Annotated in this window: 17 protein-coding genes; 9 read left to right on the top strand and 8 right to left on the bottom strand. The window is 55.7% G+C overall.

The window, feature by feature from the left end; genetic code table 11:
* Positions 1–69 precede the first annotated feature (69 nt).
* Both AC0TNJ_RS16920 and murQ read right to left on the bottom strand, forming a co-directional pair.
* On the bottom strand, positions 70–1,602 hold the full coding sequence (locus AC0TNJ_RS16920) for an ABC transporter substrate-binding protein (protein WP_473771774.1): 1,533 nt from the start codon (positions 1,600–1,602) through the stop codon (positions 70–72).
* A gap of 57 nt (positions 1,603–1,659) precedes the next feature.
* Positions 1,660–2,583, bottom strand: a complete 924-nt coding sequence (gene murQ / locus AC0TNJ_RS16915; RefSeq protein WP_473771773.1) for an N-acetylmuramic acid 6-phosphate etherase — start codon at positions 2,581–2,583, stop codon at positions 1,660–1,662.
* A 317-nt stretch (positions 2,584–2,900) separates the two neighbouring features.
* Between murQ and AC0TNJ_RS16910 the strand changes: the two genes are divergently transcribed.
* Positions 2,901–3,749, top strand: a complete 849-nt coding sequence (locus tag AC0TNJ_RS16910; RefSeq protein WP_473771772.1) for a MurR/RpiR family transcriptional regulator — start codon at positions 2,901–2,903, stop codon at positions 3,747–3,749.
* Between the two features lie 10 nt (positions 3,750–3,759).
* On the opposite strand, the gene AC0TNJ_RS16905 is transcribed toward AC0TNJ_RS16910, so the two are convergent.
* The gene (locus AC0TNJ_RS16905; protein WP_122001020.1) at positions 3,760–3,954 is read right to left on the bottom strand and encodes a hypothetical protein; all 195 of its coding nucleotides are present in this window, start codon (positions 3,952–3,954) and stop codon (positions 3,760–3,762) included.
* A 22-nt stretch (positions 3,955–3,976) separates the two neighbouring features.
* Between AC0TNJ_RS16905 and AC0TNJ_RS16900 the strand changes: the two genes are divergently transcribed.
* Positions 3,977–4,204: a hypothetical protein gene (locus tag AC0TNJ_RS16900; protein ID WP_473771771.1), complete on the top strand. Its 228-nt coding sequence runs from the start codon at positions 3,977–3,979 to the stop codon at positions 4,202–4,204.
* On the top strand, positions 4,201–5,343 hold the full coding sequence (locus tag AC0TNJ_RS16895) for a M24 family metallopeptidase (RefSeq protein WP_473771770.1): 1,143 nt from the start codon (positions 4,201–4,203) through the stop codon (positions 5,341–5,343). Before AC0TNJ_RS16900 ends, AC0TNJ_RS16895 begins: the two co-directional genes overlap by 4 nt.
* 14 nt (positions 5,344–5,357) lie before the next feature.
* Here AC0TNJ_RS16895 and AC0TNJ_RS16890 read toward each other — a convergent pair whose 3' ends face one another.
* Complete coding sequence (locus tag AC0TNJ_RS16890) at positions 5,358–5,936, bottom strand: UbiX family flavin prenyltransferase (RefSeq protein WP_473771769.1); 579 nt, start codon at positions 5,934–5,936, stop codon at positions 5,358–5,360.
* The gene (locus AC0TNJ_RS16885; protein WP_473771768.1) at positions 5,933–7,447 is read right to left on the bottom strand and encodes a UbiD family decarboxylase; all 1,515 of its coding nucleotides are present in this window, start codon (positions 7,445–7,447) and stop codon (positions 5,933–5,935) included. The genes AC0TNJ_RS16890 and AC0TNJ_RS16885 overlap by 4 nt, the downstream gene beginning before the upstream one ends.
* 112 nt (positions 7,448–7,559) lie before the next feature.
* On the opposite strand from AC0TNJ_RS16885, the gene ubiT reads away from it, so the two are divergent.
* From ubiT to ubiV, 3 genes are read left to right on the top strand one after another with little or no spacing between them, the layout of a single operon-like run.
* Positions 7,560–8,069 carry a ubiquinone anaerobic biosynthesis accessory factor UbiT gene (ubiT, locus tag AC0TNJ_RS16880; protein WP_473768300.1) on the top strand — a complete coding sequence of 170 codons (510 nt, stop codon included), beginning with the start codon at positions 7,560–7,562 and terminating at the stop codon, positions 8,067–8,069.
* A complete protein-coding gene (ubiU, locus tag AC0TNJ_RS16875; RefSeq protein ID WP_122001025.1) occupies positions 8,060–9,037 on the top strand; it encodes a ubiquinone anaerobic biosynthesis protein UbiU in 978 nt (325 codons plus the stop codon). Before ubiT ends, ubiU begins: the two co-directional genes overlap by 10 nt.
* A 2-nt stretch (positions 9,038–9,039) precedes the next feature.
* Positions 9,040–9,960 carry a ubiquinone anaerobic biosynthesis protein UbiV gene (gene ubiV / locus AC0TNJ_RS16870; protein WP_473771767.1) on the top strand — a complete coding sequence of 307 codons (921 nt, stop codon included), beginning with the start codon at positions 9,040–9,042 and terminating at the stop codon, positions 9,958–9,960.
* Positions 9,961–10,026: 66 nt separating this feature from the next.
* Here ubiV and AC0TNJ_RS16865 read toward each other — a convergent pair whose 3' ends face one another.
* Positions 10,027–11,334: a sigma-54-dependent transcriptional regulator gene (locus AC0TNJ_RS16865; RefSeq protein WP_473771766.1), complete on the bottom strand. Its 1,308-nt coding sequence runs from the start codon at positions 11,332–11,334 to the stop codon at positions 10,027–10,029.
* Positions 11,324–13,102, bottom strand: coding sequence for a sensor histidine kinase (locus tag AC0TNJ_RS16860; protein WP_473771765.1), 1,779 nt, complete (start codon positions 13,100–13,102; stop codon positions 11,324–11,326). The genes AC0TNJ_RS16865 and AC0TNJ_RS16860 overlap by 11 nt, the downstream gene beginning before the upstream one ends.
* Before the next feature lie 467 nt (positions 13,103–13,569).
* On the opposite strand from AC0TNJ_RS16860, the gene AC0TNJ_RS16855 reads away from it, so the two are divergent.
* Complete coding sequence (locus AC0TNJ_RS16855) at positions 13,570–14,877, top strand: MFS transporter (protein WP_473771764.1); 1,308 nt, start codon at positions 13,570–13,572, stop codon at positions 14,875–14,877.
* A gap of 47 nt (positions 14,878–14,924) precedes the next feature.
* Here the strand turns inward: AC0TNJ_RS16855 and AC0TNJ_RS16850 are convergent, their stop codons facing one another.
* Positions 14,925–15,917, bottom strand: a complete 993-nt coding sequence (locus tag AC0TNJ_RS16850) for an AraC family transcriptional regulator (protein ID WP_473771763.1) — start codon at positions 15,915–15,917, stop codon at positions 14,925–14,927.
* 125 nt (positions 15,918–16,042) lie between these two features.
* Here AC0TNJ_RS16850 and AC0TNJ_RS16845 point away from each other — a divergent pair, with 125 nt between their 5' ends.
* Both AC0TNJ_RS16845 and AC0TNJ_RS16840 read left to right on the top strand, forming a co-directional pair.
* Positions 16,043–17,716, top strand: coding sequence for an acyl-CoA synthetase (locus AC0TNJ_RS16845; protein ID WP_473771762.1), 1,674 nt, complete (start codon positions 16,043–16,045; stop codon positions 17,714–17,716).
* Between the two features lie 10 nt (positions 17,717–17,726).
* A complete protein-coding gene (locus AC0TNJ_RS16840) occupies positions 17,727–18,494 on the top strand; it encodes a 3-hydroxyacyl-CoA dehydrogenase (protein ID WP_473771761.1) in 768 nt (255 codons plus the stop codon).
* The last annotated feature ends 46 nt before the right edge of the window (positions 18,495–18,540 follow it).

Genomic DNA, 18,540 nt, shown 5'->3' with positions numbered 1-18,540 from the left:
CGGCCCACCGTCCGGGAAGGCGCTTGAAAGCCACGCCTCCACAATGAAGACGTGGCGGATTTCAGGACATCACTGCCCGATCTGCAGCTTGGTTACGCCGAATAGCGATCCCGTGGCGCGAGGCTCAAAACCGGTAATGTTCTTCTGATGAGCAACATAATTGTTGGCCGTATAGAGCCAAACCCACGGAGAAACTTCCGTTATATGCTTTTCGAAGTCGGCAAAAATCACCTTGCGCTTTTCAGGGTCCGTTTCGGCTCTTCCCTTCTGCATCAGATCGTCAAGCGTATCGTCGATATATTGCGCGACTTTCTGAAGATTGCCCGCCTTGGTCCAGTAACGGCCATACATCGTATAGGGATCAGCCGAACCGCCATTGAGCGCCACCGCCATATCGAAATCGCCCTTCAGCCAGGTATCGACATAGACGTTCAATTCCATCATGCGGATATCGAGCTTGATGCCGATTTCGGCGAGTTGCGACTGGAGCACCTGGGCTTCGGCGGCAGCGGTTGCAGGCTCCCCATTTGCAGCAATGATTGTTGCTGAAAAGCCATCTGCATAACCGGCATCCGCCATCAGCTTCTTCGCCTTTTCGACGTCGCGCTTGTAGCAGACGAGCGTGTCGGGGTCGCTGGCATAGGCGGGCATTGTCAGGGGGCCCGTCACCTTGCCTTCGCCAAGCAATGCAGTGTCGAGCACATCCTGACGGTCAACAGCACAGGAAATCGCCTGCCGCACAGCCAATTCCGTCATGGGCTTGCGCGATGGATTCAATTGAAGGACATGGTAGGCAAGAGCCGGAGTGCGCACCAGTTCGAGGGTACTTTCGTTCGGCACCATGGTTGCAACAAGCGGATCGTTGAGGAACGCAAAATCAATCTGCTTGGCGCGAAGCGCTGCGAGAATTGCTGTTTCATCCGGCAGAACACTGATGTCGATCCCGTCCACCGCTACCTTGCCGCCAGCCCAATCGGGGTTGGCTTTCAGCACTTCCTTGGAATTCGGTTCCCAACGCTCAAGAATGAATGGGCCTGATCCAACGGTTTTTGTACCGATATTGCCGGCCTTGATCTCACTTTCAGGAAGGACCGCCGCATTGATGCTGGCAATGGCAGCCAATAGCGGGACGTCGGGCTGAGAGAGTTTGAAGACAACCGTTTCGGCGTCCGGAGTTTCAATGGCCGCGATGGAACCGAAATTCGCACGCGCCACTGCGCCTGTCTTTTCATCCAGAATACGTTCGAAGGATGCTTTCACATCGGCCGGCGTTACCGGTTGGCCGTTCTGGAACTTCGCATTCGTGTCGAGCTTGAATGTCAGAACCTTGCCGCCGTCGGAAAATTCCCAGCTCTTTGCAATGGCAGGCGCAATTTGAAGATCGGCACCGAGACGAACTAGCGGCTCATAGATCAGCTCCAGCAGGCGAATCGACGAAAATGCTGGCTGCTTGTGCGGATCAAGGCCGGTGGCATCCTGCGACCAGGCCATTCGTAGCGTCGCGGCGAAAGCCGTGGAAACACCCAATCCCCCAAAACTTCCAATGCCCAATACCATTGCGGCCGCGCCCGCAATAAGGCTTTTCTTGAAACTCGCTCCCATTTTTCTTCCCTCGCAAATCACTGCAATGCAAATGTCCGACCGCTTCCCCGCTTCGGCTCACGCTTTATTGGCATTTATCGCCTGTCTAAGAAATCCCCCAGCATTCTTTAATGCTTTTCTTGCTTCATCCACCGGCATTCCGGTGATGGTGATAAGAATCGCGAGCTTGACGTCATTATCCGTGAGGGCGAGGACGCGTTTCGCCTCCTCCGCTCCGCAGCCTGTTGCCTGCATGACAATTCGCGACGCACGCGCAATTAGCTTGTTGTTGGTGGCGCTGACATCCACCATGAGATTCTCGTATGTTTTCCCTATTCGGATCATGCTCGCCGTCGTCAGCATATTGAGCACCAGCTTCTGCGCTGTGCCGGATTTGAGCCGTGTCGAGCCCGTCAGTATTTCTGGTCCGACAACCGGCGATATTGCGATTTCAGCCATAGCCGCAATCGTGGAGTTAGGGTTGCAGGAAAGCGCTACAGTCGTAGCACCAATTGATGCCGCGTAAGCCAGCCCCCCTATTACATAGGGCGTGCGTCCACTGACCGCGATTCCTACAACGACGTCGTTCGACGCCAGCCCTATATTGCGCAGATCGGCTTCTCCCTGGGATGGATCATCCTCCGCGCCTTCGATTGCATGTTGCAATGCGTCCGCGCCACCCGCAATCAGCCCGACCACCATGTCTTCCGACACGCTGAATGTCGGCGGGCATTCCGATGCATCGAGAACCCCAAGACGCCCACTAGTCCCGGCACCCAAATAAATAAGCCGACCGCCACTCCGAAAGGCGTTCACAATTCTGTCGACAGCCTGCGCGACCTGAGGCAGAACTTTTTCAACGGCGGCAGGTACCAGATGGTCCTCGTCGTTAATGCGGCGCACGATAGCAAGACTGGCCAGGAGATCGATATCCATGGTGCGCGGATTGCGCTCTTCTGAAACCAGCTTATCCAGTTCAGATAATAATGCCTGCTCTGTCATGCCCCTGCCTACCTGTCGAGCGACGTTCAAAGCGCGCCGCCTTATGGTTAATAAGCTAGGATTAAAAATTCTTCTCGTCAACTTACAGACGGAATAATTTATTCAACCCATGCAGGAAGGTGACCTCCCGGGTCCATCCGTGAATCTACCGTGATATGCTCGCTAAAGTGCTGCCGCGTACTCGAATACATACCGTGAGATAATTCCTCACAATTTTTCATGTTGGAATTTTATATTCCAAAGCAATGCAAATTGTCTTACGAACCAAGGTTATCGAATATCGAACCTTCCGACACCGGAATGGGGAATAATTGCACATGTCGATTCTACAAAAGATCAGCGCCAAACTGAACGAACTGACCGTTGCGGATCGAAAGATCGGCCAGTTTATCGTCGATCATCCGGAACAGGTATTGAAGCTTTCCTCTTCCGCCCTGGCAGCAGCAACCGGACGCAGCCAGTCGAGCGTTGTCAAATTCAGCCAGAAATTCGGCTTTGACGGCTATCAGGAACTCAAACTCGCCGTCAGTGAGGCTCGGGCCAAGGAGTGGCAGGTTCCCGCAGGCGTGGTGCATGGCACGATCGAAACCGGCGACAATTATATTACGGTTCTGCAAAAACTGATCGGCAGCAAGCTGCAATCGATGCAGCAGACGATTTCCGCCAACAATGAACAAGACATTGACTGCGCTTTGCAAGCCTTGATCAGCGCCCGGCGTATTCACCTTGCCGGCGTCGGTGCGTCATCCCTTGTCGCGCGTGACTTTTCCTACAAGCTGATGAAGCTTGGCCGTAATGTGATGCATGACAGCGACAGCCACATACAAATGGCCAATGTTTCCACATTACATGAGGGCGATGTGCTGTTTGCCCTATCCTATTCCGGGACGAGCGTCGAAACCCTTCGCATCGCTGAACAAGCCAGGAAGTGGGGCGCGACAGTGATTGCTGTTACGGGCCTCAACAAAAACCCGCTGAATGAAATCGCTGATATTCGCCTGTACACGGTTGCTGACGAAGAACGTGTACGGTCATCGTCAATTACAGCACGTGATGCACAACTGGTGCTGACGGACCTGCTCTTCATTCTGCTGTTTCAGCGACAACAAGATGCCATTGATTACGTGCATAAAAGCGAAGCAGCAGTTTCTTCGCTGAAGCTATAAGTAGTAGAAATCAATCAATAATTGCTGCGGCGGCAAAGCTTGCAAAAGCGGCGACGCATGCGGCTGCAACAGCACCCACTTTCGTGAAAAGGTTAAACGTGTCACCCGGTGTCTCCCGGTTTGACATGTTGAGATAGACGAGAGCCGCTACGATGATAACAAACGAAAAACCAAGGGCAGAAACCCATTGCCACAATTCACGCATAACACCTCACAGACGCTGACCTATGCTTGATACTGCACCATTTTTACCGAAATTTCACTACCGCAGTGTGCTCCATTTATTGTTTTCCGATCTGGCATGCAATGTGGCAGACGGTCAAAGCAGCAGCTTTTGGATACAAGGCTGGAGAGACAGCTTTCAGATGATGAAAGCCGTGATATATCTGTCGGTCAGAAAGCAGCGCCCAGGCGAAGGCTTTGCCAGAGATAAATCACAAAGGTATGCATTATGACTTCACCGTCGTCTCTTCCACGCATCGGACAGGAAGAGTATCTTGAACGAATAACATTGTTGCAAGGCAAACTGAGAGAACGCGGAATTGGCGCGCTTTTGCTGGGTCCAACGGCAAGCTTGCGTTATTATACCGGGCTCGTCTGGCACATCAGCGAACGTTTTCTGGGCGCCATCGTTACCCCTTCGGAAGTTATTTATATCGTTCCCGGTTTCGAACGGAGCCGGGTCGAGAGCCTGCCGCATCTGACGGGGGAAATCCACATCTGGCAGGAAGAAGAAAGCCCCGCAGCGTTGATCTCATCGCTCCTCCCGGCAGGTGCTAAACTTGCAGTCGATGATGCTATCCCGCTGTTTTTCTATAACGCTCTCCGGCAAGAAATCCAGCCGGACCGGCTGCTCGACGGCGGCGAACTGATCCGTGAACAACGTATCCGCAAGTCAGCCAAAGAAATCGCGATCATCCAGTACGCGATGGATCTGACACTTGAAGTCCATCGCCGCGCCCACGCGCTCATCAAACCCGGTATCGCCGCAAGCGAAGTAGTGCGTTTTATCGATGAACAGCACCGTGCCCTCGGCGCTACTGGCGGCTCGACATTCTGCATTGTCTCTTTCGGCGCAGCGACGTCGCTGCCGCATGGCGCAGATGGAGAACAATTCTATCAGCCAGGCGATGTTATTCTCGTTGATACCGGCTGCCGCATTGATGGCTATCATTCCGATCTCACGCGCACCTACATGCTCGAAGAGGCAACTCCCGAATTCTCACGCATATGGGCAATCGAACGTGAAGCGCAGCAGGCCGTTTTCGACGCGGCGAAGCTTGGTGCAGCCTGTTCCACCCTTGACGATGCAGCTCGCGCCACGCTCATCAAACACGGACTGGGACCAGATTACGCGTTGCCGGGCCTTCCGCATCGCGCCGGTCACGGCCTTGGCTTGGAAATTCACGAGGCTCCTTATATCGTTCGCGGCAATTCACTTCAGCTTGCAGAAGGTATGTGTTTCTCCAACGAGCCGATGATCGTGGTGCCGAACCAGTTCGGCGTCCGCCTTGAAGACCATATCCATATGACGGCAACCGGACCGAAATGGTTCACCCAGCCAGCGAAAAGCCCAACGGAACCTTTCGCATAGGTCTGCACACGCTGTTATCGGACGGCTGGTATACCCGCCCAGCTTCCCGATTTCTTTTCACCAATACCGATCAGATCGATGGCGCGCGCCGCGATCTGATCGGCCACCTCGTCGACCGATTGTGGTTTGAAGTAAAAGGCTGGAACCGGCGGCATCACAATCGCCCCCAATTCGGTCACCGTGCACATATTGCGCAGATGGACCAGATGCAGCGGAGTTTCTCGTGCGATGAGCACCAGCTTGCGTCGTTCCTTCAGATGAACGTCAGCAGCGCGGGTTAACAGGCTGTCGCTGTGCCCCGTTGCGATCGCTGCGAGTGTCCGCATGGAGCACGGCGCAATGATCATACCAGCGGTTGCGACTGATCCACTCGCGATCAGAGCACCTATGTCGCCGACAGAATAGCTTCTGTTCGCAAGCCTGTGCAGAAGTGCAAAACCATCAGGACCCAACTCGTGCCGCAAAGTCTGCTGAGCGGCGTCCGACACAACCAAATGGGTCTCGACATCACTTAAGACTGAAAGCTGCTCAAGCAGCTTGAGCGGGATGAGAGCGCCCGATGCGCCGGAAATGCCAACAACAACCCGTTTCACCGCATGTTTTCCTTATCCAATCCCAGCTCGCTCCACATCGCATCCACGCGAGCAATCACATCATTGCTCATCTTCAGCACAGCGCCCCATTCCCGTTCGGTTTCAGTGCCGATCTTGTTGGTCGCATCAAGTCCAAGCTTTCCGCCCAGACCCGAACGCGGCGATGCGAAGTCGAGATAATCCACTGGCGTGTCGGTCAACGTAACGACATCGCGGCTAGCATCGAAACGAGTGGCAAGCGCCCACATGACGTCATCCCAATTGCGGATGTTTATATCGGGATCGACCGCGATTATGAGCTTCGTGTAGCTGAACTGCGGCAGCATGGACCAAAGTCCCATCATGACGCGCCGCGCCTGACCGGGGTAGCGCTTGTCGATCGAAACCACCATTGCGCGGTAGGAACATGCTGCCGGGGGAAGCCACAGATCGACGATTTCCGGGAACTGTTTTCGCACAATCGGCACGAACAGTTCGTTCATCACTTCGCCAAGCCTTGAGGGCTCATCTGGCGGGCGGCCCGTGTAGGTCGACAGATAGACGGGATTCTTCCGCATGGTGATCGCCGTCACCTGCATGACCGGAAATTCCTCGACACTGTTGTAGTAGCCGGTGTGATCCCCATACGGTCCCTCCGGAGCGGTAGCAGATGTGCAAACCCGTCCCTCCAAAATGATCTCGGCATTGGCGGGCACGCAAAGCGGCACGGTGCGCGCATCGACCACCGGGGGCCTCCGTCCGGCAAGCAGGCCTGAAAAGGCAAGTTCGCTCATCCCTTCAGGCAAGGGCATGACGGCTGCAAGGATTGTCGCCGGGTCGACCCCGATGGCAACGGCAACAGGCATATCCTCGCCGCGACGTTGCCACATGCGGTGATGGCGTGCGCCGCCCCGATGGGCAAGCCAGCGCATGATGAGCTTGTCATGTCCAAGCTTCTGCATTCGATAAATTCCGACATTGACATCGGATGGATCGTCCGGTGCCTGTGTGATGACCAGCGGCCAGGTTACAAGCGGTGCCGGCTCGCCCGCCCAACACCACTGGATCGGCAGGAGATCAAGATTGGCGGCTTCGTCTTCCAGTATCTTTTCCTGTGCCGGCGCATGTCGGACATGACGGGGGCGCATGTTCAATGCGGCCTTTGCCAAAGGCAGCTTGCTCCATATTTCGCCTGCCGAACGCGGCGCTTTGGGCGCACGCAGTTCCGCAAGCATCTCGGCAAGGTCGGGAATCTCTTCGGCAGAACGGCCAAGCCCCAAAGCAATACGCCGCCTGGAGCCAAAAAGGTTAGCTACCAAAGGTATCGAGTGCTGGCGCCCATCTGCTTCGACGGGCTTCTCGAAAAGCAACGCCGGACCATCATTCTCAAGCACTCGTTTATGGATTTCTGTTATCTCTTGGACGAGCGATACCGGACGCCTGATCCTGACCAGATCGTTGCGTCGTTCAAGCTCCAACAAGAAGCTTTGCAGGCAGTCGTAATAAGGGGGAAAGGATTGGGATATTTTCATAGCCCATTCTTGAATATCGAATTCTTTCGCCGTCTTTGATCTGGATCAAACTGTCCTTGTAATGAATCGCCTAGTTCTGGTTGCACCTTGTAAGGCTCACCGGAGCTGGATGATGATGAAAATACCCTCGGCTGTGGCTGTTCCAGCCCGGCTTGTTCCGCCGTTTCTGATCGCCCCGTTTGTCTCGCGCATTTTCTTTCACGTGATGCGCGCCCACCCCGGTCTCTTCGAACGTCTCGGGGATTATGCGACGAAGCGTTTCCGTTTTCACCCGTCCGACATACCGTTCGCTTTTGTGATCGAGCCGGACAAGCCGCGCATCACGATCGTGCGCGATGATGAGGCGACATTGGCCGATGCGGGCATCGAAGGGCCGCTGGTTATGTTGCTTGCGCTCCTGGAGGGCAAACTGGATGGGGACGCGCTGTTCTTCTCGCGGGATATTACCGTGACGGGCGACATGGAAGCCATGCTCGCGCTTCGCAACGCGCTGGATGATTGCAACATCGATCTTCCGTCCGATCTCGGCACAAGCGCGGGGCCATTTGCGCCGATGGTGCGCGGAATCGCAAATTATGTGCGAAGCAAAGCCTTGGGCGAGGAAACTGCCGGATGGAACTGATCTGCCCTGCAGGCACGCCGTCGGCCTTACGCGAAGCGGTAGGTGCTGGCGCAGATGCCGTTTATTGTGGTTTTCGCGACGAAACGAATGCGCGTAATTTTCCCGGCCTTAACTTCAATCGCGATGAGCTAAGAGACGCAATCCAGTTCGCCCATTCCCGCAAAACGCAGGTCTTCGTTGCCATCAACACGTTCATGCGCGCGGGCGATGAACACATCTGGTATCGGGCCGTTGACGATGCCTCGGCTCTCGGCGCCGATGCTGTAATCCTCGCTGATTTTGGACTGATGGCCTATACGGCCGAGAAACATCCCACGCAGCGGCTTCATGTATCCGTACAGGCTTCCGCTTCCAATGCAGACGCAATCCAGTTTCTCGTGGATGCGTTCAAGGCAAAGCGTGTCGTGCTGCCCCGCGTTCTGACAATCCCCGACATTGCGAAACTGGGCCGCAAGATCGCTTGCGAGATGGAGGTCTTCGTATTCGGCGGATTATGCGTGATGGCGGAAGGGCGCTGCTCGCTGTCTTCTTACGCAACGGGCAGATCACCCAACATGAACGGCGTTTGTTCGCCGGCCAGCCATGTCCGCTACCGGCAGGATGGGCAGGAACTGGTTTCCGAACTCGGCGAATACACGATCAATCGTTTTCCAGTGGGGGAACCCACCGGCTACCCGACGCTTTGCAAGGGTCGGTTCAACATTGCAGATGAGCAAGGTTATGCTTTCGAAGACCCCGTTTCACTTGACGTCATGAACCATATTGACGAGTTGCGGGCGGCGGGTGTCTCGGCGCTCAAGATTGAAGGACGCCAGCGCGGCAAGGCTTATGTTGGCGAGGTCGTATCCACGCTGCGTCAGACACTAGCTGCGTCTCCTGAAAGCCGCGCAGCCTTGCTTTCGCGTCTGCGACTGCTGAGCGAAGGCCAGCAGACGACTTCAGGCGCTTACGACAAACGCTGGAGATAGACATGTCAGCAGCGAGCCTCAGCCTCGGCCCCGTTCTCTTTTTGTGGGATGGCCCGAAATGGCGCGATTTTTACTTCCGTATCGCCGACGAAGCGCCAATTACCAATGTGACGGTCGGTGAAATCGTCTGTTCCAAGCGGTTCCATTTCCTCACGCCTTATATGGACGCAGTGACAGAGCGGCTTCAGCGGGCAGGAAAGATAGTGAGCCTGGGTTCGCTGGCACTGGTCATGCTTGAGCGCGAAGCAAAACAGGTCCGTCAAACAATCAGGGAAGCGACATTGCCTGTTGAGGCGAACGACCTGTCTGCGTTGGGACTGTTGTCCGGTGTGCCGCACATGGTCGGTCCGCTGGTCAATGTTTATAATGCAGCAACCGCCAAGGTTCTCGCCGCCCGCGGCGCGCAGTCGATTTGTCTTCCGCCCGAGTTGCCGATCAGCTCTATCCGGGAGATTGTCAAAGCTGCACCGGATATTGCTTTCGAGATATTCACGTTCGGACGCGTGCCGCTCGCCATTTCAGCCCGTTGCGCGCATGCCCGGTCCAAGGGCCATATAAAGGACAATTGTCAATTCGTATGCGGTGAGGAACCGGACGGGCTGCCAGTCAAGACACTGGACAGCCAACCCTTCCTGGCTCTCAACGGTGTGCAAACGCTCTCTCATACCTGTCAGTCGTTGATTGAGGATCTGCCCGACCTTCAAGATGCAGGGATCAAGCGTTTCAGATTGTCACCCCAGGATTGCGATATGGTGGCAGTGGCCCGCATCCATGATGAGGTCCTGAAACAGGTAATAAGTCCAGATGAAGGGGCAGCGCGCTTGCGAAAAATCTATCCCGACGTACCGCTCTCGAACGGTTTTCTGCACGGAAATATCGGCGCTGCATGGATCAGCCGCCAGCGTTCAGCCGCAGCACATTAGATATATTCAGCTCGGCATTCGGAAAGCGGCAGTAGCGACGTGCTGTCTGAACGACTACACGAAATTTCAATCACGCTTCCTGAAAGTCGATGCATCAATGGCAAGCTTTTGCAGACGGGCATAGAGGCTTCGGCGCGGCAATCGCAACAGCTCGGCTGCGGCGCCAACGTCCCCGCTGAAACGGTCCAGCGTCGCACGAATGACACTTTCCTCAAAACGATCCATCTGCTCCGACAATGAAGGCGGGTTGGGTTCCGCGATAGGATCGTGATGCAGTCCCAGCACGACTTGTTTGGCGTAGTTGCGCAACTCGCGGACATTTCCTGACCATTCGTCTGAATTGAGCTTTGCTTCCATCGCTGCATCGATGGGCGGTCGCGGTCGGCCAAACCGGGTTGCTGCTTCATCAAGAAAATAGGAGAAAAGCAAACCGATATCCTTCCGCCGCTCACGCAGCGGTGGAACACGGAGTCTCACCGTTTCAAGGCGATAGAACAGATCCGAACGAAAGCGACCGGAGGCCACGGCTTCTTCCAGATTTCCCTTCGCAGCCGCGATGATCCTTAGATTCACTGCACGCGGCTCACCCGAAAGCGAGGGCAGTTCACGCTCTTCTACAACCCGGAGGAGCTTACCCTGAACAGCTGGCGACATGCTGTCTATCTCGTCAAGAAACAACGTGCCCCGGTCTGCATCCGCTATTCTTCCACGCTGGATGCGACTGCCGAACAGCACTTCGTCTGCTATTGCATCAGGCAAAGCCGCACAATCGATGGCTACGAAACCGCGTGCATGGCGCGCACTCCAGCGGTGCAAAAGGCGGGCCACCAGTTCCTTGCCTGTACCGGTTTCGCCTTCGATCAACACATCGACATCGACGCTGGCAAGCTGGCGGGTCGTATCGCGCAACCGCATCATCACCGGCGTTTCGCCAAGCAAGGGATAATCCTGCTCGGCATCTGCCGCCGCCCGGCGGAGGCGACGATTTTCCAATACCAGTCGGCGCATTTCCAGTGCGCGGCGCACGCTCGATATGAGATGATCGGCGGCGAACGGCTTGGCGATAAAATCGAACGCGCCCTTTTTGAGAGATGCCACGGCCATTCCAATGTCGCCGTGTCCGGTCATCAAAATGACCGGCAGTTCCGGGTCGCGTGCCAGCAATGCTTCCATCACCGCATGTCCATCGACGCGCGGCATGCGAATATCGGTTACGACGATCCCCGGATAATCGGGCGTCAGACTGCTCAAAGCCGACTGCCCGTCGCCATGCGCCTCAATATCGAGACCTGCGATCTCAAAAGAATCGGCCAGGGCCGTACGAAATGCCGCATCATCGTCGACCAGCATCACCCGCAAAGGCTCACTTTCCATCACAGTGTCCCTCCTTCTTTGCCCGCTTTAAAGTGGCGGAAAAAGCCGCCCCGCCAAGCTGCGATGGAACGACATGCAATGTTCCTTCCATTTCAGTCATGAGGTCTCTTGCAATGCCCAGTCCCAGTCCAAGCCCATCCGCTTTTCCGGTTACAAAGGGGCTGAAGATCTCATCGGCCAGCTCGAGCTCAATCCCCTTGCCATTATCGTCCACGACAAGGGAAATTTGATCCCCTTCCTCCCGGATGCTGAATGCAACGTGAGGATTTTGGCTGGTCGCCACCGCATCCAATGCATTCTGCAACAGGTTCACCAGCACCTGCTCGGATCGGATGCGGCAGGCAAGTATCACCATGTCGGACCGCTCGGGTATATCCAGTCTGACATTGGCGTTCCGGAATCTGTCCCCCATCAGCAGCATTGTGCCATCCACCAGCTCGTTCAGCGGAAGTGGGCGAACAATACCGCTCCGGCGGCGGGCAAACCGACGCATCTCCTGCGTGATGGAACCTATACGAGCCGTGAGCTCCACGGACGTATTAAGGTTGCTGGCAACCTTGTCGAGCTTCCCGTTCGCCAGATGATGCTGCGCGTTTTCCGCAAGTGTCCGAATGGTCGCCACCGGCTGGTTGATTTCATGCACCAGCCCTGCGGTGATTGATCCAAGTGAGGCGAGCCGGTTCGCCTGGGCAAGCTCTTCCCGGGCATCGCGAAAGCGCTTGTCGGCCAGTTCCCGTTCCGCCATTTCAGCACTTAATGCCGCCGTGCGCTCCTCTACCGCACTTTCGAGCTCGTAGCGATAAGCCGCAGCACGCGCCGCGCGGCTTATCCGCCAATAAATGCTCCCGGCTAATATGACGAAAACGAGCACCGCCGCCACCGTCACCAGACGCGCAAGATCGTTTGCGGCGCGCAGTGCTGGTCCCGTTGGTTCTATATGGACCAGTTTCAGCGCCGTTCCTGCAATAGGCTCATCGACAGCGATTGAATATGCGCCGGAAGGCCCGATCATCATTCCTTCCGGTGCAAACCGATAACTGCTCGGTTTCATATCAGCAGCATTGAACTGCCCGCTTTCAATGATCCGCGTGCGTTCTGTGGTTGATATCGGCTGAAACGAACGCAGATCTTCGAACTTATCCGTAGAGGCGAGTATGATGCCGCGGGGATCAACAACGAAGGTTTGCCCGGGATCGTTGGACCATGTCTGAACCAGCCTGTGAAACTCGAATTTTATCACGACCACACCGACAGGATCAGCCTCATCGCCAATACGCCGCGCCAGGAACAGACCAAAGCGCCCGCTCAGGTCGCCTATGGCATAATATTCAGCTGAGCCCGCCGCCATCGCACCCTTGAAATAAGGGCGGAAATAATAATTACGTCCTACGAAACTCTCTGGTGTGTCGGCGTTCGAGGACGCGATAACAGTACCATCCCGCGCTATGACATAGATGATTGGTGACCCGATCTGATGTGCCACCAGCTCCAGTTTCTGATTGAGACGCTTGGTGGCATCCTGCGAGCCACCGGCGAGCACATCGCGCAGATCGCTGTATTCCTTCAAAACGACGGGCAGCAACCGGAACTTCGCCAGTTCGCTGTCGATCAGACGGGTCTGTTGACGCGCTATAAGCGTCGCATCCTCACGAAGACGATCAAACGCCCCGCGTTCAGCCCACAGCCCGGCGGAAAACCACACGCCAAGTGACAGCAAGAAAGCGAGGGCAACCAAAGTGAGCTTTGCGATCTTCGGCAGCGTCTTCATTTGTGCCGATTTATGCAAACCTGGACGAAGAGTCACGCAGAATCTTGCACAGACTTTCCGGGAAATTATGACGAGAATTGAGAAAATTCTTTTTATTTCAACTGTTTAAAAATTTTTAACCCTTCTCTCTGGCGATGTTTCCTCCCCTGCAGCATGTTAGCGCCACTTCGAAATAGGGAGTTTCGAAGGGAGGAATTTAGCCGTGACCAACTTCAACACAGCACCAACACCGCAATCAATTTCCGAGACCGCCCTTATCGACCGGATCGCTGATATTGCGTGTTCGAAGCTTGGGCGGAGCGCGGACTGAGAATATTCACCAGCGCCGTACAGCCCTTCTCTCACGATCTAAAAAGGAGGTGCAGAGACGAGTTGAGGCGATGGAAAAACACCCCGAAACCGTTTCGCCGATCCGGTTTCCAAACAAAGGGTGAAATTCAAAAATCGAGAGATTTGAAGGAGCAACCATGGTCTCAATTACAAACGAACGGAGTGACGTGCGAAGCACCAACGGACGGCTGAAATCTATTATCGGCGGCTCGACCGGCAATCTGGTCGAATGGTTCGACTGGTATGTCTATGCAGCATTTGCGCTCTATTTTGCACCGCACTTCTTCCCGTCCGATAACCAGACCGCCCAGCTCATGAGCGCGGCCGCAGTCTTTGCGGTCGGTTTCGTCATGCGCCCTATCGGTGCTTGGATCATGGGCATTTATGCAGATCGCAAGGGCCGCAAGGCAGGGCTGGCGTTGTCTGTGACGCTGATGTGTGCAGGCTCGCTGATTATCGCACTAACGCCGGACTACCAGACCATTGGCCTTGCAGCCCCTGCCCTCCTCGTGCTCGCACGTTTGATGCAGGGCCTGTCGGTCGGCGGTGAATACGGCGCAAGCGCCACCTATCTCTCGGAGATGGCAGGCAAGGATCGTCGCGGCTTCTTCTCTTCCTTCCAGTATGTCACGCTCATTTCGGGGCAGCTTCTCGCAATCCTGCTTCTGATCGTGCTTCAGTCGACCATGGAAACTTCGGCGCTGGAGTCCTGGGGCTGGCGTATTCCGTTCTTCATCGGCGCACTGCTCGCGGTTGTCGTGTTTTGGCTGCGTCGCGGCCTTGCGGAAACCGAGAGCTTCAAGAATGCAAAAGCCAAGGACGCACCAAAATCCGGTTTCTGGGCGCTTATCAAGCACCATCCCAAGGAAACCGCTCTCGTCATGCTTCTGACCGCTGGCGGTACGCTCGCCTTCTACGCATACTCGATCTACATGCAGAAGTTTCTGGTGAACACCTCGGGGTTCAGCCGTGAAGTGGCAAGCCAGATCAACGCCGTCACATTGTTCGTCTTCATGTGTCTGCAGCCTGTCGCCGGCGCTTTGTCGGACAAGATCGGCCGCAAGCCGCTGATGATTGCTTTCGGCGCGGCCGGTGTTCTATTCACCTACCCGATCTTCACGACGCTCGAACAGACCCGCGACCCGATCACGGCCGGTTTGCTGGTCATGGGCGCACTGGTCATCGTCACCGGCTACACTTCCATCAACGCTGTGGTGAAGGCGGAACTTTTCCCGGCACACATTCGTGCACTCGGCGTGGCGCTGCCCTATGCGCTGGCCAATACCCTCTTTGGTGGGACTGCCGAATACGTTGCGCTGAGCTTCAAGAATGGCGGTTGGGAACGCGGCTTTTACTGGTATGTCACCGTTATGATCGGCATATCCCTGATCGTTTACCTGCGCATGCGCGATACCAGTAAGGACAGCATGATCAGGGAAGACTGATACAGCCTCCCAGGCAAAGAGATGCCGGGCCTTGCGCCCGGCATTTTTTATTCTTCCTGCTGTATGGTTCGAAACCGCCCCGGGCTTTGCCCCATCCATTTATGAAATGCGCGATAAAAGGCGCTCGGTTCACTGTAGCCGAGTTCGGCGGCAACTTCCGCTACACTTAAGCGATTTTCCTGCAGAAGCCTTTCGGCCGCCACGAAACGCAACTCATCCTTGATCGTGCCGAAACTCTGCCCCTCCCCCCGCAGCCTGCGCCGCAAGGTCGGTACGGACATGCCCAGCCAGACTGCAAGTTCTTCGAAGGACGGCCAGTCTGCAATTGGCAAGGCATTCAGCTGCGCGCGCACTCTGGCTGACAGATCGTTATCGTGGCGATAACGGATCAAAATATTGGCTGGAGCCTCACGCAGAAAACTTTCCAGCGCCACATCGCTGCGAATGATCGGCAGCGACAGATAGGACGAAGAAAAAACCAGTCGCGTCACCGGCTGGTCGAACAGGACCGGCGCCCCGAAAAACTTATGATAGTCCTGCCGATGAACCGGCGCTGGACAAGCAAAATCAAGTGTCCGCAATGGAATGCGCCGTCCGATCAGCCAGCAAGCCACCCCCATCAGGATCAGCCAATAGGCACGATAAGCAAAGGCCGGTCGCGGGGGGCCTGCATCGGTCAGAACGATATAGGCCATACCGTCGCGAATGCGCAATTCGCCATGCGGATCATCCAGTACGACATTGAGAAACTGCAAGGCCCGGCGCAAGGCACGTTCCAGCGTGCCTGCATGCAGTACAGCATGACAAAGAAGATTGAAGCTGCCGGGACGCATGGGCCTAGCCGCAAGGCCAAAGAATTCGTCATCGATAGTTTCGGCAATCAGCCACCACAGGCGGCCGTATTCCACATTGGTTACAGGTTCGGTCACTGTTTCCGGAAGACCGATCTTTGCCATCAAGGGAGCTGTATCTATCCCCCGGATACGCACGCTTTCCAGCGCATCCTCAACAAAGCCCGGCGCAATATTATGGCGTTCCATGCAGGTTCTTATTGTAAAATCGATCACACATTAATGCATCTAATGTCATTGTTTGCAATGCCCAACGGATTAACCTTTAGGCATGGTTGGCCACGAGGAGGTGGCGGTCAGGGAGGTTGTACTGGATGACTGAAACGCCCGTTTCAGCGCGACTGGCGCGTTATGATGATGCCGTTGCGCAATTTCGCATTGAAGATGCTATCGCAAAGCTTCACGGCAATCCTGAAACCGGCATCAATGCCTGTGTTGAATGCTGCGATCGGCATACTGGCGATAACCGGGTAGCTCTGCGCGCTATTGCAGCCAATGGCGAACTTTCCGAATTCACCTTCGAACAGTTGCGCGACATGGCCGCTCGTGTCGGAAACATGTTGAAAGATGCAGGGGTCGGCGCTGGCGATGTCGTCGCGGGTCTGTTGCCGCGCACGCCAGAACTCATTGCAACCATTCTCGGCGCGTGGCGTATCGGGGCTGTCTATCAGCCGCTTTTCACTGCCTTTGGCCCGAAAGCGATCGAACACCGGCTGAAAACCAGCAGTGCAAAACTGGTCGTCACCAACACGGCCAATCGCGCCAAGCTTTCAGAAGTCGAAAACTGCCCCAACGTCGCTACCGTCCTCGCAGCCGGTGAAAGCCTGCCAGCCGGTGACATCGATTTTCGCGAAGCGACTGCGTCCGCTTCGGTTGACTGCCCCCCGGTACTTCGTACTGGCAGCGATCTGTTCATGATGATGTCGACCTCGGGTACGGCTGGTCTTCCAAAAGGCGTGCCAGTCCCGCTTTATGCGCTGATGGCATTCGCCGCCTATATGCGCGACGCCATTGGTCTGCGTTCTGACGATGTTTTCTGGAATATTGCCGACCCGGGCTGGGCATATGGTCTTTATTATGCAGTGACAGGACCGTTGCAGCTTGGCATGGCAACCACACTGTATGAAGGCGGCTTTACCGCGGAAAGCACCTACGACATTATTGAGCGCCTCGGTGTTACGAGCCTCGCGGGATCGCCGACGGCTTTCCGGCTGCTTATGGCAGAAGGACCGGAAGCAGCCAAGCGCGTCAAAGGCCGATTGCGCGTCGTTTCGAGTGCCGGAGAACCGCTTAACCCGGAGGTTATTCGCTGGTTCGATGCACATCTCGATGCACCTATTTATGATCATTACGGCCAGACCGAACTCGGCATGGTCGTGAACAATCATCATGGCCTAGAGCACGCCGTTCGACACGGTTCTGCTGGTTACGCCATGCCGGGTTATCGCATCGCGGTTCTGGACGAACAGAGCAATGAACTTGGTCCAAACCAGCCCGGCATTCTTGCCGTCGATATAGCAAAATCGCCGCTTCTCTGGTTTTCCGGTTATTACCGCCAAGAAACGCCAGCCATTGCGGGCGGTTACTATCGCACTGGAGACACCGTGGAATTCGAGCCGGATGGTTCCATCAGCTTCATCGGTCGTGCTGATGACGTTATAACATCTTCCGGTTATCGCATTGGACCGTTCGACGTGGAAAGCGCCCTTCTCGAACATGCAGCCGTCAATGAAGCGGCCGTTGTGGGTGTACCGGATCCGCAACGAACGGAAATTGTGAAGGCATTCGTTATCCTTGCGCCTGGTTTCGAAGGTACTCAGGAACTGAAGGATGAGCTGGCATCACATGTAAAGAAACGGCTCTCCGCCCATGCCTATCCGCGTGAAATCGATTTTCTGAGTGAACTTCCCAAGACGCCAAGTGGAAAAATTCAACGGTTTCTCCTGCGCAAGGCAGAAATCGACAAACAGCAACAAACGAAGGCCTGAGGACAAGAATATGCAGATTAAGGATCGGGTATTTCTGATTACCGGCGCCGGTTCTGGCCTCGGTGCCGCGGTTGCGAAAATGGCCGTCGATGCCGGTAGCAAGGTCGTGCTTCTTGATGTGAATGCGGAAGCAGGAGATACCCAAGCCAAAGCACTTGGTGCGGCTGCAAAGTTTCACCGCACCGATGTTACCAGCGACGCGGATGGCAAAGCAGCTATTGCCGCCGCGCTTGACGCTTTCGGGCGCGTCGATGTGCTCGTCAATTGTGCCGGTGTGGCGCCCGGCGAAAAGGTTCTCGGTCGCGACGGCGCGCATAAACTGGAAAGCTTCGCGCGCGCAATTTCGATCAATCTGATCGGTACGTTCAATATGCTGCGCCTTGCCGCCGAAGCCATGGCAAGGAACGAACCCGGTGAAGGTGGGGAGCGCGGCGTCATCATCAATACCGCCTCGGTTGCAGCCTTTGACGGCCAGATCGGCCAAGCTGCCTATTCCGCTTCCAAGGGGGGCGTTGCTGCAATGACCTTGCCGGTCGCCCGCGAACTTGCGCGTCACGGCATCCGCGTCGTGACCATTGCGCCCGGAATTTTTGCCACACCGATGATGGCCGGCATGCCGCAGGAAGTGCAGGATGCGCTCGGCGCTTCTGTGCCCTTCCCGCCGCGCCTTGGACGCCCCGAGGAATATGCGGCTCTTGCCCGCCATATCGTGGAAAACCAGATGCTCAACGGTGAAGTCATCCGTTTGGACGGCGCACTGCGCATGGCAGCGAAATAAAGCAATTCCAGGGAAAAGTGGAAACCGGTTTTCCATCCAGAATTGC

The sequence above is a fragment of the Ochrobactrum sp. PL_is483 genome, assembly GCF_055816855.1.
The sequence above is the reverse complement of the archived record's forward strand: the minus strand, read 5'-3'. Positions and strand labels throughout refer to the sequence as shown.

Bases quoted from the DNA above. Each gene is read 5' to 3' on its own strand.
- AC0TNJ_RS16865 (WP_473771766.1), bottom strand. From the start codon at position 11,334: ATGGAAAGTGAGCCTTTGCGGGTGATGCTGGTCGACGATGATGCGGCA.
- ubiV (WP_473771767.1), top strand. From the start codon at position 9,040: ATGTCAGCAGCGAGCCTCAGCCTCGGCCCCGTTCTCTTTTTGTGGGAT.
- AC0TNJ_RS16910 (WP_473771772.1), top strand. From the start codon at position 2,901: ATGTCGATTCTACAAAAGATCAGCGCCAAACTGAACGAACTGACCGTT.
- AC0TNJ_RS16920 (WP_473771774.1), bottom strand. From the start codon at position 1,602: ATGGGAGCGAGTTTCAAGAAAAGCCTTATTGCGGGCGCGGCCGCAATG.
- AC0TNJ_RS16895 (WP_473771770.1), top strand. From the start codon at position 4,201: ATGACTTCACCGTCGTCTCTTCCACGCATCGGACAGGAAGAGTATCTT.
- AC0TNJ_RS16900 (WP_473771771.1), top strand. From the start codon at position 3,977: ATGCTTGATACTGCACCATTTTTACCGAAATTTCACTACCGCAGTGTG.
- ubiU (WP_122001025.1), top strand. From the start codon at position 8,060: ATGGAACTGATCTGCCCTGCAGGCACGCCGTCGGCCTTACGCGAAGCG.
- AC0TNJ_RS16845 (WP_473771762.1), top strand. From the start codon at position 16,043: ATGACTGAAACGCCCGTTTCAGCGCGACTGGCGCGTTATGATGATGCC.
- murQ (WP_473771773.1), bottom strand. From the start codon at position 2,583: ATGACAGAGCAGGCATTATTATCTGAACTGGATAAGCTGGTTTCAGAA.
- AC0TNJ_RS16850 (WP_473771763.1), bottom strand. From the start codon at position 15,917: ATGGAACGCCATAATATTGCGCCGGGCTTTGTTGAGGATGCGCTGGAA.
- AC0TNJ_RS16855 (WP_473771764.1), top strand. From the start codon at position 13,570: ATGGTCTCAATTACAAACGAACGGAGTGACGTGCGAAGCACCAACGGA.
- AC0TNJ_RS16840 (WP_473771761.1), top strand. From the start codon at position 17,727: ATGCAGATTAAGGATCGGGTATTTCTGATTACCGGCGCCGGTTCTGGC.
- AC0TNJ_RS16905 (WP_122001020.1), bottom strand. From the start codon at position 3,954: ATGCGTGAATTGTGGCAATGGGTTTCTGCCCTTGGTTTTTCGTTTGTT.
- AC0TNJ_RS16885 (WP_473771768.1), bottom strand. From the start codon at position 7,447: ATGAAAATATCCCAATCCTTTCCCCCTTATTACGACTGCCTGCAAAGC.
- AC0TNJ_RS16860 (WP_473771765.1), bottom strand. From the start codon at position 13,102: ATGAAGACGCTGCCGAAGATCGCAAAGCTCACTTTGGTTGCCCTCGCT.
- ubiT (WP_473768300.1), top strand. From the start codon at position 7,560: ATGATGAAAATACCCTCGGCTGTGGCTGTTCCAGCCCGGCTTGTTCCG.